The sequence below is a fragment of the Arthrobacter sp. CAN_A2 genome, from assembly GCF_015752045.1.
GTDB lineage: Bacteria > Actinomycetota > Actinomycetes > Actinomycetales > Micrococcaceae > Arthrobacter_D.
Genome location: NZ_JADOUS010000019.1, coordinates 1 through 14677, shown reverse-complemented (window position 1 = coordinate 14677; position 14677 = coordinate 1). Strand labels below are relative to the sequence as shown.

The window sequence follows — 14677 nt, the reverse complement described above, 5'->3', positions numbered from 1 at the left end:
ACCTCATTCCCGCCGCACCACGCCGCACCAACAGCAGCCAACCCTACCGAGTCAGCCCCTGACCGCCCTACCCACGCTCAACTGCGAAGGGCCAGATTTCCTTCGACAGCTTCATCAGCTCGGGTATCAGGGTCTCGTCGATGTCGTTGAGGTCCAGCACCAAAAAAGGCTTTGCATCCATCCGGTTCGGCGCGTCCAAGTCCGTGAAGAACTCGTACACCTCGCCGTTCGTGAGGATGGCTATCCGAGCGTTGGTGACGGCGAAGTACCGGTACAGCTGGGATGCGTGTTCGATCTTCAGCGGTTCCTTCGACTTCTTGCACTCGATGAGTATCTGAACGGTGCCGCCGTGCATGATCGCGTAATCAATTTTCTCCCCCTTCTTCACGCCGACATCCGCGGTGAACTCAGGAACAACCTCGAGTGGGTTGAAGACGTCGTATCCGAGAATGGTCGAGATGAACGGCATGATGAAGGCGTTCTTCGTCGCTTCCTCGGTTTCGATCTGAGACCTCTGCTGCCGCACCTTCGCGGCAAGCGCTGTCAGTCGTTCTGCAAAATCCACAAATCCCCCTGCGTTTATTGGTTATGGTCCAGCCTATTCCGGCACAGCGACATTCTCTGTCAATCATCACGCGAACCCGACGAACCACGCCGCATCTGTGCCGGCGTTTGCGCCGATGAGGAACCACGCGGCCGGGCTCCTATTACCTGAGACCAAAACTGTTCACCCTAAAGAATCCGTGGGGCGTCAATTTTCGAGGTAGCTGCGCCGCCGCCCATACGTTTTCGCTGATGACGATGGCGAGGCTTCACAGGCATCGCAGCTACTCCGACCGGTACCGCGGTGTGCAGAGCGCAAGGACACAGTGAGAAACCACGGCGGCGCCCCGGCTCTACGGACACATGAGGGACGAAAGCCTCTGAGAACCAACCAAGAGTTGGCCCGAAGATCGGACCCTACGCGGGCCCGATTGTGTCGTTCGCCATGCAGGGCAAAGCCCTGGCGCCGCCGCTTTCCATCCGGGGACGCCGGCAAGCAGCACCAACCACCCCGAGGAGAAGTGCATGCCGAAGGACCAGTTCACAACCTATGAGGGATGATGTTCGAGTTTCTGGACAGGACCGACGCCGGCCGACGGTTGGGGCAGAGGCTCGCAGGGTTGCGCGGTCAGGACGTGGTGGTGCTGGGTTTGCCCCGTGGCGGTGTTCCGGTTGCCTTGGAGGTGGCGAAAGCCCTTGATGCGCCGCTGGACGTGATCGTGGTGCGGAAATTGGGAATTCCCTTCCAGCCAGAGGTTGCCATGGGCGCGATTGGAGAGGGCGGCGCCAAGGTCCTCGATACACATGTCATCTCGCGGGCCCATGTCGCGGAGGAGGACCTGTGAACGGTCGAGAGGAAGGAACGCCAACTCCTGGAGGGGCGACTGGCCCGGTACCGGCAGGGAAGGAACCGGGCAGATGTCCAGGGGCGCACCGTCGTCGTTGTGGACGATGGAATTGCCACCGGTTCCACTGCACGCGTGGCATGCCAGGTGGCCAGGCACCTCGGCGCGGCACGGGTGATCCTCGCGGTGCCCGTCGCGCCGGCCCGGACCGCGGCCTCGTTCAAGGAAGCGGACGAGATCGTGTGCCTTGTTTCACCGCCGAGATTCCAGGCGGTGGGCTACTACTACCACGACTTCTCGCCCACCGAGGATGACGAAGTGGTGAGGCTGCTCGACGCCGCAGCCCACTCACTGCATCGTTCCCGGGAGGAAGCCGTCCACGCGGAAGGTGCCGAAGAGGAAGTGGAGATCACCGACGGCATGGTGCGACTGCGCGGCACCCTGTGCCGGCCGGCAGAATGCAAAGGCATCGTGATTTTTGCTCATGGCAGTGGCAGCAGCAGGCACAGCCCCCGCAATCGGTTCGTTGCCTCGGTCCTCCACGACGCCGGCCTGGGCACACTGCTGCTCGATCTGCTGACCCCCGCCGAGGAGGTCGACCGCACCAACGTATTCGATATCGCCCTCCTGGCAGAACGGCTCGGGGCCGCTACCGCATGGCTCGAAGCCCAACAGGACGGATGGCCCGGCCGGATCGGCTACTTCGGGGCAAGCACGGGGGCCGGTGCCGCACTCTGGGCCGCCGCCGAACCGCACGCCACCGTTGCCGCCGTCGTGTCCCGCGGAGGCCGGCCGGACCTGGCCGGTCCCCGACTCGCGGATGTGCAGGCCCCCACCCTCCTGATCGTGGGTGGAAACGACACCGAAGTGCTTGCCCTGAACTGGCAGGCCACGGCACTGATGCGTGCTCCCACCCGCCTGGAGATTGTTCCGGGCGCCACCCACCTCTTCGAGGAACCCGGAACACTGGCGACGGCTGCCACCTTGGCTGCCGACTGGTTCTGCCGATATCTCCTGCCGTCCCCACTTGGAAGGGACGCCTGATTCAGCCTCTACTCGTCGATCGTGGCCCCGCATCAATCACGTCTTCCTCAGCGGAAAGGATCGTGCTGGTGGGATACCCGGCCGCGATCTGCCGCTTGATCTGCTCCAGCTCGTCCTTGAGTGAGTCGACCGTCGCACGGTATTTCGAGGCCTCGGCCTTCCGGCGTCGAGCCGCAAGGAAGCTGAGAGCAGCGGCAAGAATGACGAGCGGGACCGACACCAGCAGGGCCCATCCGGACACAGCGAGGAAGTCCAGCGTCACGGGGAGGGCCTGCTGGAATGCCCGGAAGTCATTCACCCCGCCGACTACTCCTTCCAGCACGGAGTCGAGGGGTACGAGGGAATCCCCCACCAAGGGCGTCTCGGACAGTGACGGAGCGCTCAGCTGCGCCATTCCCTCGGGGGACCACCGCGAATCACTGAAATGGTTCAGGACGTAGATCCCGGCAGCCGCGTTCAGGCCTGCGAAAAAGAGAACGGCACCCAGTGCAATCCAGTGAAAGCTGCGTCGAAGCAAGAAGCCTGCTCCCAGCGCGACGACGACAGGCACTATCCACGTGAAGATACGAAGCGCGTCAAGGCTCGCGCCGCCGAATAGATCCAAGAAATGCCCCCATAGAGATGATCGATGCTTGCTCCGGCGCTCACGCTCGGAGACCCGCCGTCAGGCTACCGGCCCTCACCGACCGTGGCGCGCAGCGACACCGTGGGCGCACGACTCCGCGTCAGGCAGGCAGGGAGCTGAGGGCGGTCAGGGCCGTCAGCTTCTCCTCACCCGTGGGCTCTTCGGACAGCAGCGGGATCAGAGCGAAACGGTCCGTCAGCGTGTGCACCTTCGCGATCTGCTCGATCTCGCTCGTCGCGCGGGCCCGCAGGAACGGCGTCTGCGGGTGTGCGGCTGCGATCGAGTTGTTGACCACCCAGGCCCACGGGTGGATCCCGGCCCGTTCCAGGTCGCCCTGCAGTTCCTGGGCCTCCAGCACGGGCGTGGTCTCGGCCAGTGTCACGAGAACGACCTTGGTCTGGGCCGGGTCCTGGAGCCGCATCAGCGGCGTCACGAATCCCATGGTGTCCCCGACCTGCCGGGCGATCTCCCGGTGATAGGAGCCGGTGGCGTCCAGGAGCAGCAGCGTGTGACCGGTCGGGGCGGTGTCGATGACGACGAAATGCCTCCGTGATTCCTGGACCACCTTAGAGAACTGCCGGAACACTGCCACCTCGTCCGTGCAGGGCGACAGCAGGTCCTCGGCGAGGGCCGCACGCCCGTCATCATCCAGATTCCGGCCCTTGGTCTCCATCACGTGGCTCCGATACTCGGCAATGGCCGCTTCCGGATCGATGCGCGACACCGTCAAACCCGGGATGGATCCGTGGAGTGTCTCAGTGAGATGCGCCGCGGGGTCGGTGGTGGTGAGGTGGACCGCGTGCCCGCGTTTGGCCAGGGCGACGGCGATCGCGGCAGCGACCGTGGTCTTCCCGACCCCGCCCTTGCCCATACACATGACGAGGCCGTGGCCGTCGAGCTCCACCTCATTGACCAGGGCGGCCAGCGGGGCGTCCTCGACGTCGGAGACCGGCGTGGCGTCGTCGGGGATACCGGCACCGGACGACGCCGCGAACAGGGATTCGAGCGCCGGGATGCCGACCATGTTCGCCGGCTTCAGATCCAGGACGTCGCGGGGCAGACCGGCGACCGCGCCGGGGATGGCCGCGATGGCCGCAGCCTCCCGTGCACGCAGGGCCTGCGCCAGGTCTTCGTCCCCCGCGGCGCCGGGCAGGACGCCGTTGATGACGACGTACCCGCCCCCGATCCCGATCTGGTTGAGCTCGAGGTACGTCCGCTCGATCTCGACCAGCGATGAGGTCTGCGCACGGGCCACGAGGACGAGCCGGGTCCTCGCCGGGTCGGTGAGTGCCTGGACCGCCGTCGCGTAGACCTGCTTGTGCTTCTCCAATCCGGACAGGGGGCCCAGGCAGGAGGGGTCTCCCTTGCCGGCCTCGAGGAAGTCGGTCCAGGAGCCGGGCAGCTGAAGGAGCCGGATCGTGTGGCCGGTGGGGGCGGTGTCGAACAGGATGTGGTCGTACTCCCCGTAGGAGCCGTCGTCGGCGAGCAGGTTCGTGAACTCGTCGAAGGAGGCGATCTCCGTGGTGCAGGACCCGGACAGGCTCTCGGCGATCCCGGCCAGCTCGGTCTCCGGGAGGAGGCCGCGGACCGGCGCGATGATCCGCTCGCGGTAGGCCTCCGCGGCCTGCTCCGGGTCGATCTCCAGCGCGGAGAGCCCCGCAACTCCCGCGATGTCGGTGATGGTGTTCCCGATGGTGACGCCGAAGACCTGCCCCACGTTGGAGGCGGGGTCGGTACTGACCAACAGGACCTTCTGACCGGCCCTCGCAAGGGTGAGCGCGGTGGCGCAGGCCACGGAGGTCTTGCCCACGCCGCCCTTGCCGGTGAAGAACAGGAATCGGGGTGCGTCCTCGAGGAACTTCATGCCGGGTCCTAGTTGCAGCTCGTTGAGCCGCCGCAGCAGCCGCCGGATGCGTCGGTCAGGCCGAGGTCCGGGCGGGGCCGCGGTTCGACGGTGGCTTCACCGACGGCTTCACCGGTGGCTTCACCCAGCCCCGCAAAGCGGACCAGCTGCTCCCGGCTCGGGTACGTGCCGGTGGCGACCGTCACGCCGTCGACGATGGTGAGCGGGAGGCCCTTCGATCCGACGAGGTGCATGAACCCGCGGACCATGTCGTCCTCCGTGAAGGCGGTCGGTTCGCTGGTGAGGTTGTGGCGCGCGATATCGGCGCCGAGGCCCTGGAGGTGACGCACGTCGGCGGTCACATTCACCAGGGACTGGTCCACGTCGGGGCCGCAGACGCCGGTGTCGCAGCAGAGAGCTGATTCGTAGATGCGGATAGCGGGCATGGGGTGCTCCTCGGCGTGCATAGCGGCTGGGACTCACTCCCAGTATATCGATGATTATCGATACGCGATAGGACGCCCGACACAGAATGGCGGGCCGCCCACCGAGAGGTGAGCGGCCCGCCGTCGTACGCCGTGAAGCTAGTGCGCCATTTAGAACGTGCGGATGGGGATCTCCGCGGGGTCCATGAGCAGGCCCTCGATCTCGTCGTCGAGCCGGACCAGCGTGATGGACGCACCGGCCATGTCCAGGGACGTGCAGTACTCCCCCACATAGCTGCGGCCCACGGTGATGCCCTGCTCGGCGAGGCGCTTGTGCGCCTGCCCGTACAGCAGGTACAGCTCGCTGATCGGGGTGCCGCCAAGACCGTTGATCATGAGCGCCACGCGGTCGCCCTCCTTGAAGGGCAGGTCCTTCACGACCGGGGCGAGCAGTTCCTCGACGATCTCGTTGGCCGGCATCATCTTCGCCCGACGACGGCCAGGCTCACCGTGGATGCCGACGCCCATCTCGATCTCGTCGTCGCCGAGTTCGAACAGCGGGCTGCCCTTGGCGGGCGGGGTGCACGCGGTGAGCGCGACACCCATGGTGCGGGTCACCGAGTTCACCTTCTCGCCGATGCGGATAACCTCGTTGAGGTCCGCGCCCCGCTCGGCTGCAGCAGCCACGGCCTTGATGACGAAGAAGTTGCCCGCCACACCGCGGCGCCCGATCGTGTAGGTGGAGTCCTCCACGGAGACGTCGTCGTTGATGAACAGCGTCTTGACCTCGATGCCGTCCGCCGAGGACATCTCCTGCGCCATCTCGAAGACCATCTTGTCGCCCGTGTAGTTGTTCACCAGCAGCAGCACGCCCTTGGGCGATGCCATCATCTTGGTGGTCTCGTACACGTAGTCGAACGGCGGGGCCGCGAACACGTCGCCCGGGCACGCGGCGTCGAGCATGCCCTTGCCCACGATCATCACGTGCGCGGGCTCGTGGCCGGAGCCGGAGCCCTGCACGATCGACACCTTGCTCTGATCCGGACCGTCGGCGCGCATGATCAGGTTGTACTCGGGCACGTACTTCAGGGTGTCCGGGTTGGCGAGCGCCAGGCCCTCGAGCATCTCGGGGACGAACTGCTGCGGATCATTGACGAACTTCTTCATGGGGGCTCCACTTCGTTGTGAGTTTCGGACGGGTGAGGGCGGAACACTTAGGGCCAGTCGGCCACGATGCGCTCGATGATGACGGCCACGGCCACCGCGCCGGCGTCGGGTGAGCCGATGCTGCGGGTACCGCTGTAGCTGGCACGGCCACGCTTGGCCTCCATGGTCGACGTCGCATCCGCGCACTCGCGGACCTTCGCGGCGAACGCCTTCCGGCAGTCCTCCGGCGAGGCACCCGCGGCGAGCTGGCGTTCCAGCTCGTCGGTGGCGGGGATGAGGGCGTCGAGCAGCGTCTTGTCGCCGAGGTCCGAGTTGCCGCGGGCCTTGATGCCGTCGGTGGCGCCGCGGAGCATGGCGACCGCGGCGGCCCCGTCGATCGTGTCGGCGGTCTTCGCGGCAGCGGACGCCCGGAGGAACGCCGTCCCCCACAGCGGGCCGGAGGTCCCGCCGATCCTGCTGGAGATGGCGAGCGCGATCTGCTGGAGGAACGTGGCGGCGTCGTCACGCTTCAGGGAGTCCCAGTCGGCCAGGACCTTCTCGAAGCCGCGGGCCAGGGAGTAGCCGAGGTCACCGTCGCCCACCACGGCGTCGAGATCGCCGAACTCCTTCTCCTTCTCGACGGCGGTCTGCGCCAGGGAGTGGACGACGTACTCGACGTCGGCGATCTTGGTGGTGCTCATGATGTCTCCGTTCCGGTGGACGGTGCTGCAGTCGACGAGGTGTCGAGGAGGGCCTTCAGGGTGGCAAGGGTGACGGAGCCGCTGACGCCGACGCCGTGCGGGTCCGCGAGGACCTCGACCGGCTCGCCGTCCGGGTCGCCGAGCGAGCTGACGACGAGCGCCGCCCCGGTGAAGTCCTCCTCGCGGGTGAATCCGCTGACGGTCACCACGGTGGCGAGGCCGGCGGCGACGGCGGCGCGGAGCCCGTTGCCGCTGTCCTCAACGACGATCGCGTCCTCGGCCGCGACCCCGAGATCCTTCAGCGCCAGCAGGTAGATGTCGGGTGCAGGTTTCTTGGCGGGCACGACGTCGCCGGCGAACACCGCGAAGTGCGCGGCGAGGTCCTCGCCGACGGCGTGCGTCAGGACGGCGCGGACGGCGGGTTCCGCGGAGGTGGAGGCGACGGCGAGCGTCCACCCGGCGTCGTGCGCTTCCTGCACGATGCGGGCGATGCCGGGCCGGGCCGGCATGACGCCGCTCTCGACGAGCCCCTTGTAGATCTCGGTCTTGCGCTTGTGCCAGGCGAGGATCGCGGCGTCGGTAGAAGCGTCGTCGTCGAGGCCGAGTTCAGCGACCAGCGCGGGCGTGAGGATGCTGCGCATGCGCTCCTTGCCGCCGCCGATCTTCACCTTCTCGGCGTACTCGTCGACGCTCCACTGCACGGGGACGCCGAAGTCGGTGAAGGTCTGGTTGAAGGCGGGCAGGTGGCCGTACTGCTCGGTGTCGGCGAGGACGCCGTCGCAGTCGAAGATGAGGGCGGGCATGCTCAGCGGCCACCCTTGCCGGCGCTGCCGAACTGCGTGCAGAGATCCGTGACGAGCGCGATGACGTCGGCCCGGGTGTGCTTGAACAGCGACGGCGGATCCCACTTGCTGTTCTGCTCAGCCTGCTTGAGGAACGCCAGGCTGGACTGCATGTACGTCTCCTTGAGCGCCGTGGAGATGTTGACCTTTGCGCAGCCGCGGGCGATGAGGTCGGCGAACTGCTCGGCGCTCAGGCCACTGCCGCCGTGCAGGGCGATGGGGACGCTGCGGGCCTCGACAAGCTGGGTGACGCGGTTGGCGTCGAGCACCGGGGCGGCCTTGTAGCTGCCGTGGGCGTTGCCGATGGAGGGCGCGAAGACGTCGATCCCCGTGGCGTCGATGAAGGCGAGGGCCACCTCGAGCGTCTGCTGACGGGATACGTCGTCGGACCCGTGGTCGTCCTCGACGCCGGTGATCGCCTCGATCTCGCCCTCCACCTGCGCGTTGTGGCGGCGGGCCTCGGCGACGACCTCGATGGTCTGGCGCTGGTTCTCCTCCACCGGGAGCTCGGAGGCGTCGAAGAGCACCGAGTTCCAGCCGACCCGCAGGCAGTCCGTGATGACTTCGCGGTCGGGGCAGTGATCCAGGTGCAGGGTGACGGGCACCTCGATGCCGCGCGTCATGGACTGCCACATGTCGAAGAGCACGCGGGAGCCGACGGTGCGCACGGTCTTCACCGAGGTCTGCAGGATCACCGGGGAGTTGGCCTCCACCGCGCCGGCCAGTACGCCTTCCATGGTCAGGTCGTTGAAGATGTTGATGGCGGGCACTCCGTAGCGTGCCTTGAATGCCGGGTCGACGATGTCCTTCAGTGGTACTACAGCCACAATATGATTCCTCCTGGTCAGGCTTCCCCCCACGCTAGGTGGACGTCGGCGCCCTGGATATGGGGGTTCTCCCGCCCCTGGCCTGGGGGGAATCACCACCCCGGGTAATCACCACCTCGCCAGCAGCGGACGCGGGTGGTTGAGTGGGCCGCGGCTATCCGGCCACCCACTTCGACGACGAAGGACACCCATGACACCCGGATCAGTACTCGAGACCATCACCTCGGAAGAAGCCCGCATCGTCATCGACGCCGCGGCAGCGAAGGCCACGGAGATCGGCCAGCCCATGGACATCGCCGTGGTCGACGCCGGCGGGAACCTGAAGGCGCACGTGCGCATGGACGGCGCGAACATCGGCAGCATCACCATTGCGATCAACAAGGCCTACACGGCCATCGCCTTCCAGTGCGAGACCGGCGACCTGCAGGAACTCACCCGGCCCCACGGTCCCATCTACGGACTGAACGATGCGCACGGCGGACGCCTCGTGGTGTTCCCCGGAGGCATCCCCCTCGTGCGTGACGGCAGCATCATCGGCGCGATCGGCGTCTCCACCGGCACCGTCGAGCAGGACCAGGAAGTCGCCTCAGCCGGCGCCGCCGCCTACCTCGAGTTCGCGGTCGCCTGATCCCGGGGTTGCGTGCCGCGGAGCTGAACATCCCCGACCGTACCCGTGAAACATCCGATGGGACCCCCGTTCTCTGCGGGGGTCCCATCGTGTTCAACGACCCGGCCCGACCCTAGCCGAACAGGTAGGTGGCCTCGTCGTAGCGTGCCTGCGGGACCGTCTTGAGCTTTCCGACCGAGTCGTTCAGGCTGACACGGATGATACTGTCGGCGCGCGTGGCGACCATCTGGCCCCAGGCCTCGTCGTGGACGGCGTCCACGGCGGACAGTCCCAGTCGGGTTGCCAGGACCCGGTCCGACGCGCTCGGGGCGCCTCCCCGCTGGATGTGGCCCAGGGTGGTCGACCGGGTCTCGATGCCTGTCCGACCTTCGATGAGGGGAGCGAGGCGTTCGCCGATACCGCCCAGCCGCGGACGTTCGAAGGCGTCCAGCCCGCGGTCCGCGTGGGGTTCGGACATGCCCTCGGCGATGAATCCCTCGGCCACGACCACCAGCGGTGTCCGTCCCCGGCGGAACGGGCCCTCCACCCAGGCACAGATCTCGTCGAGGCTCGCTTTCTGTTCCGGGAGCAGGATCGCGTGGGAGCTGGTCGCCATCCCGGCGTAGAGGGCGATCCACCCGGCGTGACGTCCCATCACCTCGGCGATCATGCAGCGGTGATGGGATTGCCCGGTGGTCTTGAGCCGGTCGATCGCCTCGGTAGCGATCTCGACCGCGGTGTGGAAACCGAAGGAGAAATCGGTCGCCGAAAGATCGTTGTCCACGGTCTTCGGCACTCCGATGATCGGGACGCCGCCGTCGCTCAGGATCTTGGCGACGGTCAACGTCCCCTCCCCGCCGATGACGATGAGGGCGTCCACCCCGAGGGCATCGAGATTCTCCTTGATCTGCTCGACGCCGCCTCCTTCGAGCGGGTTGGTACGGGAGGTTCCCAGGATCGTTCCTCCCAGGCCCCCGATCCCCCGGACACTCAGCCAGTCCAGTTCAAGGGTGTCGCGGTCCACCAGTCCGCGCCAACCGTCCTTGAAGCCGACGAACTCGTCACCGTACGTGCGGATGCCACGCAGCACGCTGGACCGAATCACGTCGTTGAGTCCCGGACAATCGCCCCCGCTCGTCAGGATGCCAATTCTCGCCATCAGTGTTCCTCCGCCATGCTCGTCGAATGCCCGGTACGCCCCGGATTCCACTCAACAAGAAAAACCCGTTCTTCGAAATGAGGGTTTCCCCACCCCGGCACTACGGGAAAACCCCACTGGAGAGGCCGACGGCAGCGTCATCGGCGCCGTCGTCATCCGGCCGGCATCGCGTGCAGACCGGAAGCTTCTCCGGCCCGGTCCCTCGCCACCGGGGACCGGCTGCAGCGCTCCGTGCCCCGCATAGACTGGGCTCTCGCTCCGGCTACGAAAGGTCTCCACATGTTGAACACCGAACGATCCGGCACCGGAAAGCCACTCGTCCTCGTGCATGGGCTCGGCTCGAGCGTCCGCACCTGGGACCCCATCCTCCCCCTCCTGCGGGAGCAGCGCGAGGTCATCGCCATCGACCTCCCCGGATTCGGCAGCAGCGCGCCGCTCGCGGGCGAGGTGACCATCACGACCCTCACGGACGCCGTCGCGCAGTTCCTCGAGCAGGAGAACCTGCGCGACGCGGATCTCGTCGGAAGCTCGATGGGTGCGCGGATCGGGGTCGAGCTGGCGCGGCGGGGTCACGCCGGCAACGTGGTCGCCCTCGATCCCGGAGGATTCTGGAGCGACACGCAGGTGCGCATCTTCAACGGCAGCATCACCGCGTCCATCGGGCTGGTACGGCGCCTCCAGTCCGTCCTGCCATCACTCGTCCAGCAGGCTGCGGGCCGCACGGCGTTGCTCGCCCAGTTCTCCGCAGCCCCCTGGAAGCTCGACCCGGACCTCGTCCTCACCGAGCTCCGCGGATTCGCCACCTCGCCGAGTCTTGATGAAGCGCGGAAGTCGCTCGCGCACGGACCGCGCCAGGCGGGCGCGGCACAGGGGACGATCAAGGGCACGCTGGCGTTCGGCTGGGGGCGGTCGGACAGGGTCACCCCGCTCAGCGAGGCCGCGATCGCCATGTCCCTCTATCCAGACGCCACCCTGCACGTCTTCGAGGACTGCGGGCACTTCCCGCACTGGGACCAGCCGCAGGAGACAGCCCGGTTCATCCTCGACGCCACCGCCGCTGGGTCCTCGTAACCGTCCTCTGAGCCGCACACCTGGCACACGGGCGGGCGGCGCCTCAGTACGACGGCAGAGAATGGGCGCCTACTGAGGCTGGCGCTGCAACCCCACCAGCATGGTGCGGTTGCGGGTCCCGGTCTTCCGGAGCATCGCACTCACGTGCTTCTCGACGGTCTTGACCGAGATGGCGAGGCGCGTGGCGATCTGCTTGTCCGCCAGGCCCTCGGCCAGGAGGTCCCGGACCTCGAGTTCGCGGGCCGTCAGTTGGATCGCATCGCCGGCGTCGGGCGCCCGGGTCTCCGTGAGCCGCGTGAACATCGCGCCATCCAGCAGGGCGTCGCCGCGGGCGGCGGCGACGACGACGCGCGCCACCTCCGCCGGTGAGGAGGAGAGGGAGAGGAAGCCGCGCACGCCCGACGACGCCGCGGCCGCCAACTGCTCGTCGGTGGGGCGGTCGACGACGGCGACGACCGGACGGTCCACGGTGTCCGTCTCCCTCACGCGGGCCTCGGCGTATTCGCCGAGCAGGTGCTGGTCGAGGACGAGCATGTCCGGCTGCAGGAGGGATACCGACTCCGTGAGGTCCTCGAGCGTCCCGAACTCGCCCAGAACCTGAACTGACGGCTCGGAGGTCTCGAGGAGCCGGACGAGGCCGGCCCTGATCAGGGGCTGCGTGCAGGCGACGAGGACCTTCCACCGTTCGCGGGAGGTGTCGCCGTTCGAGGAGTAGGGCACCTCGGCCCGGACACTCGTACCCCAGCCCGGCGTCGAATCGACGTGCAGCTCACCGCGCAGGTAGTGTGCGCGGGCCGCCATGCCGTGCAGCCCGAGCCGGCTGCCTTTGAGATGCGACGCTTCCGGGGCCTCGAACCCGCGGCCGTTGTCCTCGACGACGGCCGTGATGCCGGCGGAGTCGTAGAAGACGCCCACCCGGCACGCAGTCGCGCCGGCGTGCGCCACCGCGTTGGCCACCGCTTCCTGGATGATCATGAAGAGCTGGTGCGCGACGGCGGGCGCCAGTTCGTGGGGGTCGCCGGTCACGAGGAGCGTCACGTCGACCGGGTGGTCGGCGTTGACCCGATCGAGTTCCTGGCGGACGGATTCCTCGAGGGTCCGGCCGGCAACGCTGGAGGGTCCGAGGCCCAGTACGGTGCGGCGGGTCTCGAACAGCGCTTCGTGAGCGAGGACCCGGGCGCCGTCGATGTGCTGGATGGAGGGCGAACCGCCGGGAGTCGCCTTGTCCGCGCGGTCGAGGTGGAGCAGCAGCGCGCCGAGGGACCGCCCGATGGTCTCGTGGACCTCCTGCACGGCACGTTCGCGTTCACCGGCGACGGCGGCCTCCCGTTCCTTCGCCGCAGCGGCCTGGTGGAGCCGGGAGTTCATGATGGCGATGGCGGCGTGGTTGGCGAACAGTTCCACGAGCGAGGCGTCGCCCGCGCTGAAGACGCGGCCGGGACCGTCACTGAAGATGGCGAACGTGCCGATGATGCTACCGGCCCACGTGATGGGGACGCCGATGACCGCACTCCCCCACCGCGAATCAGTCGGGTCGATGTGCCCCCTCGGCACGGACGCGTAGCGGTCGAGGATCACGGTGCCGCGGGTCTTCACGATCTGTCCGGTGAGGCCTTCGGTCAGCGGGAAGGTCTGGCCTTCGCGGCAGCCGACCCCCTGGTCCACTTCCTTGCGGTAGTACCCCTCGGCCTCATGGACGATCGAGATGGAGCCGCTCTCACATCCAAGGAGGGCGGCGGCATGCCCGAGGACACGTTCGAGCAGCGGGACCAGTTCGAACTGACCGGCGAGGTCTCCGGCCAGTTCGGTGATGCGATCAAGTTGTGACGGCGGGGTGTGGCTGTGTTGGCTCTGGGTGATGCTGGACGGAAGCTGCTGCATGGACGGCACCTGTCTCCTGCGACCGGGCGCGGCGCTGCGCTCGGGGTTTCAGGATAGCGGCCCGAGCACTAGCTTCAACTGACGTCGACTACGTCCTCCACTGTGCGGGACCGCTCGTACGTCCAAAGCGCGTGATCTAGCTCAGTTGGGTTCGTCTCCAGAGCTTCTGCAGCCCCGATCACGATCTGCCGCGCTTCTTGAGGACTTACCTGCCGTCCAAGGGCCCTGCTGACCGCAGCCACAATCCAGGTGTCTGCTTTGACACCCGGCGTGCCGAGAAGCATGCAGAAGTACTCCCAGGTCACCGCACCAAGACCATGGACTTTCGTGTAGGCCTCCTTATGATCGAGGTTCGTTCCTTCGAGGTCCTGTGCTGCCACAACCCCGACACTCACCAGATTTTGTGCTGCTTCCTGGATGGCTGACGCCTTGGTGCGGCCGCTGATCATCTGGTCGTTGAGCAACTCCTAAAGCGTTTCTGAGTCAAAGTCCGCGAGCCGCTGAAGGTCATTGGCATCAGAATTTGGGCCCAGCGAGGCGACGTACCTATTCACCGCCCTGCGCACGCCGTTGTGTTCCGACCCGTAGTTGGCCTGGATCGACAACACAGCATCGATGAGAGCCGACTCGACGGCACCCACCCGTCCGCCGGGCCAAACGGCCCACTCCTCCCGGGGAAGCTCGGTATCGATCATCGTCAGCAACTGCTGTACATCGCTCATCTGCTCGGCTCCAGTTCCTTGAGCTACTTCTGCACCCAGTCGCATTGTCGGGACGGGCGTATGACTCTGTCGGGCGCGCTGAGCGTCAGCAGGGAGCGCAACCCCACCCAGTATGCTCAGTAACATTCGATGTGCATGAGCGCCTCGCCGGACCAACTGGACAAAAGCGGTGCCATGACTTGGCAACAGTTCTCGACATCAAAGCAATGGGGCGTCTGATGCAGAAATTTACTCAAGCAGGATTCGACGCCGCGATCGCTGAAGCGCACGAGCTAGGGCGCGCCTCATTCAGGAACAAGTACAGCTTGGTGTCAACCGGTGGAAGCAACATTGTCGGTGAGTAGTCGAGTGAAGACTTCCCGGGGAGTGAGGTAGCCCAGGGTGGCTCGGGGTCGG

At 66.8% G+C, this 14677-nt stretch carries 15 protein-coding genes and 1 pseudogene; 4 read left to right on the top strand and 12 right to left on the bottom strand.

The features are described from left to right. Positions 1-91: 91 nt before the first annotated feature. A pseudogene (locus IWX63_RS15495) lies at positions 92-565 on the bottom strand (type I restriction endonuclease); the annotation flags it as partial. A 535-nt stretch (positions 566-1100) separates the two neighbouring features. Here IWX63_RS15495 and IWX63_RS16865 point away from each other — a divergent pair. Next, entirely contained in the window at positions 1101-1388 is a 288-nt protein-coding gene (locus IWX63_RS16865; RefSeq protein ID WP_334685924.1) for a phosphoribosyltransferase family protein, read from the top strand. A gap of 27 nt (positions 1389-1415) precedes the next feature. Then, positions 1416-2432, top strand: coding sequence for a phosphoribosyltransferase family protein (locus tag IWX63_RS15490; RefSeq protein WP_334685925.1), 1017 nt, complete (start codon positions 1416-1418; stop codon positions 2430-2432). 1 nt (position 2433) lies between these two features. Here the strand turns inward: IWX63_RS15490 and IWX63_RS15485 are convergent, their stop codons facing one another. From IWX63_RS15485 to IWX63_RS15455, 7 genes are all read right to left on the bottom strand, one after another. After that, the gene (locus IWX63_RS15485) at positions 2434-3036 is read right to left on the bottom strand and encodes a hypothetical protein (protein ID WP_199279054.1); all 603 of its coding nucleotides are present in this window, start codon (positions 3034-3036) and stop codon (positions 2434-2436) included. Positions 3037-3157: 121 nt separating this feature from the next. Next, positions 3158-4921, bottom strand: a complete 1764-nt coding sequence (gene arsA / locus IWX63_RS15480; protein WP_199279053.1) for an arsenical pump-driving ATPase — start codon at positions 4919-4921, stop codon at positions 3158-3160. A gap of 8 nt (positions 4922-4929) precedes the next feature. Continuing rightward, positions 4930-5346, bottom strand: a complete 417-nt coding sequence (gene arsD / locus IWX63_RS15475; RefSeq protein WP_334685923.1) for an arsenite efflux transporter metallochaperone ArsD — start codon at positions 5344-5346, stop codon at positions 4930-4932. A 150-nt stretch (positions 5347-5496) separates the two neighbouring features. Continuing rightward, complete coding sequence (dhaK, locus tag IWX63_RS15470; RefSeq protein WP_199279051.1) at positions 5497-6492, bottom strand: dihydroxyacetone kinase subunit DhaK; 996 nt, start codon at positions 6490-6492, stop codon at positions 5497-5499. A gap of 47 nt (positions 6493-6539) precedes the next feature. After that, on the bottom strand, positions 6540-7172 hold the full coding sequence (gene dhaL / locus IWX63_RS15465; protein WP_199279050.1) for a dihydroxyacetone kinase subunit DhaL: 633 nt from the start codon (positions 7170-7172) through the stop codon (positions 6540-6542). Continuing rightward, positions 7169-7975 (bottom strand): HAD-IA family hydrolase, encoded by an 807-nt coding sequence (locus tag IWX63_RS15460; RefSeq protein WP_199279049.1) that lies wholly within the window; start codon positions 7973-7975, stop codon positions 7169-7171. Before IWX63_RS15460 ends, dhaL begins: the two co-directional genes overlap by 4 nt. A 2-nt stretch (positions 7976-7977) precedes the next feature. Then, positions 7978-8841, bottom strand: coding sequence for a class II fructose-bisphosphate aldolase (locus tag IWX63_RS15455; protein ID WP_199279048.1), 864 nt, complete (start codon positions 8839-8841; stop codon positions 7978-7980). A gap of 190 nt (positions 8842-9031) precedes the next feature. On the opposite strand from IWX63_RS15455, the gene IWX63_RS15450 reads away from it, so the two are divergent. After that, positions 9032-9469 carry a GlcG/HbpS family heme-binding protein gene (locus IWX63_RS15450; protein WP_199279047.1) on the top strand — a complete coding sequence of 146 codons (438 nt, stop codon included), beginning with the start codon at positions 9032-9034 and terminating at the stop codon, positions 9467-9469. 112 nt (positions 9470-9581) lie between these two features. Here IWX63_RS15450 and IWX63_RS15445 read toward each other — a convergent pair whose 3' ends face one another. Continuing rightward, positions 9582-10607, bottom strand: a complete 1026-nt coding sequence (locus IWX63_RS15445; protein ID WP_199279046.1) for an ATP-dependent 6-phosphofructokinase — start codon at positions 10605-10607, stop codon at positions 9582-9584. Between the two features lie 279 nt (positions 10608-10886). On the opposite strand from IWX63_RS15445, the gene IWX63_RS15440 reads away from it, so the two are divergent. After that, on the top strand, positions 10887-11678 hold the full coding sequence (locus IWX63_RS15440) for an alpha/beta fold hydrolase (protein ID WP_199279045.1): 792 nt from the start codon (positions 10887-10889) through the stop codon (positions 11676-11678). A 69-nt stretch (positions 11679-11747) separates the two neighbouring features. Here IWX63_RS15440 and IWX63_RS15435 read toward each other — a convergent pair whose 3' ends face one another. The 3 genes from IWX63_RS15435 to IWX63_RS15425 form a co-directional block, all read right to left on the bottom strand. Beyond that, complete coding sequence (locus IWX63_RS15435) at positions 11748-13559, bottom strand: hybrid sensor histidine kinase/response regulator transcription factor (protein WP_199279044.1); 1812 nt, start codon at positions 13557-13559, stop codon at positions 11748-11750. Positions 13560-13633: 74 nt separating this feature from the next. Further along, positions 13634-14023, bottom strand: a complete 390-nt coding sequence (locus IWX63_RS15430; RefSeq protein WP_199279043.1) for a hypothetical protein — start codon at positions 14021-14023, stop codon at positions 13634-13636. A 3-nt stretch (positions 14024-14026) separates the two neighbouring features. Then, complete coding sequence (locus IWX63_RS15425; RefSeq protein WP_199279042.1) at positions 14027-14281, bottom strand: hypothetical protein; 255 nt, start codon at positions 14279-14281, stop codon at positions 14027-14029. Between the last annotated feature and the right edge of the window lie 396 nt (positions 14282-14677).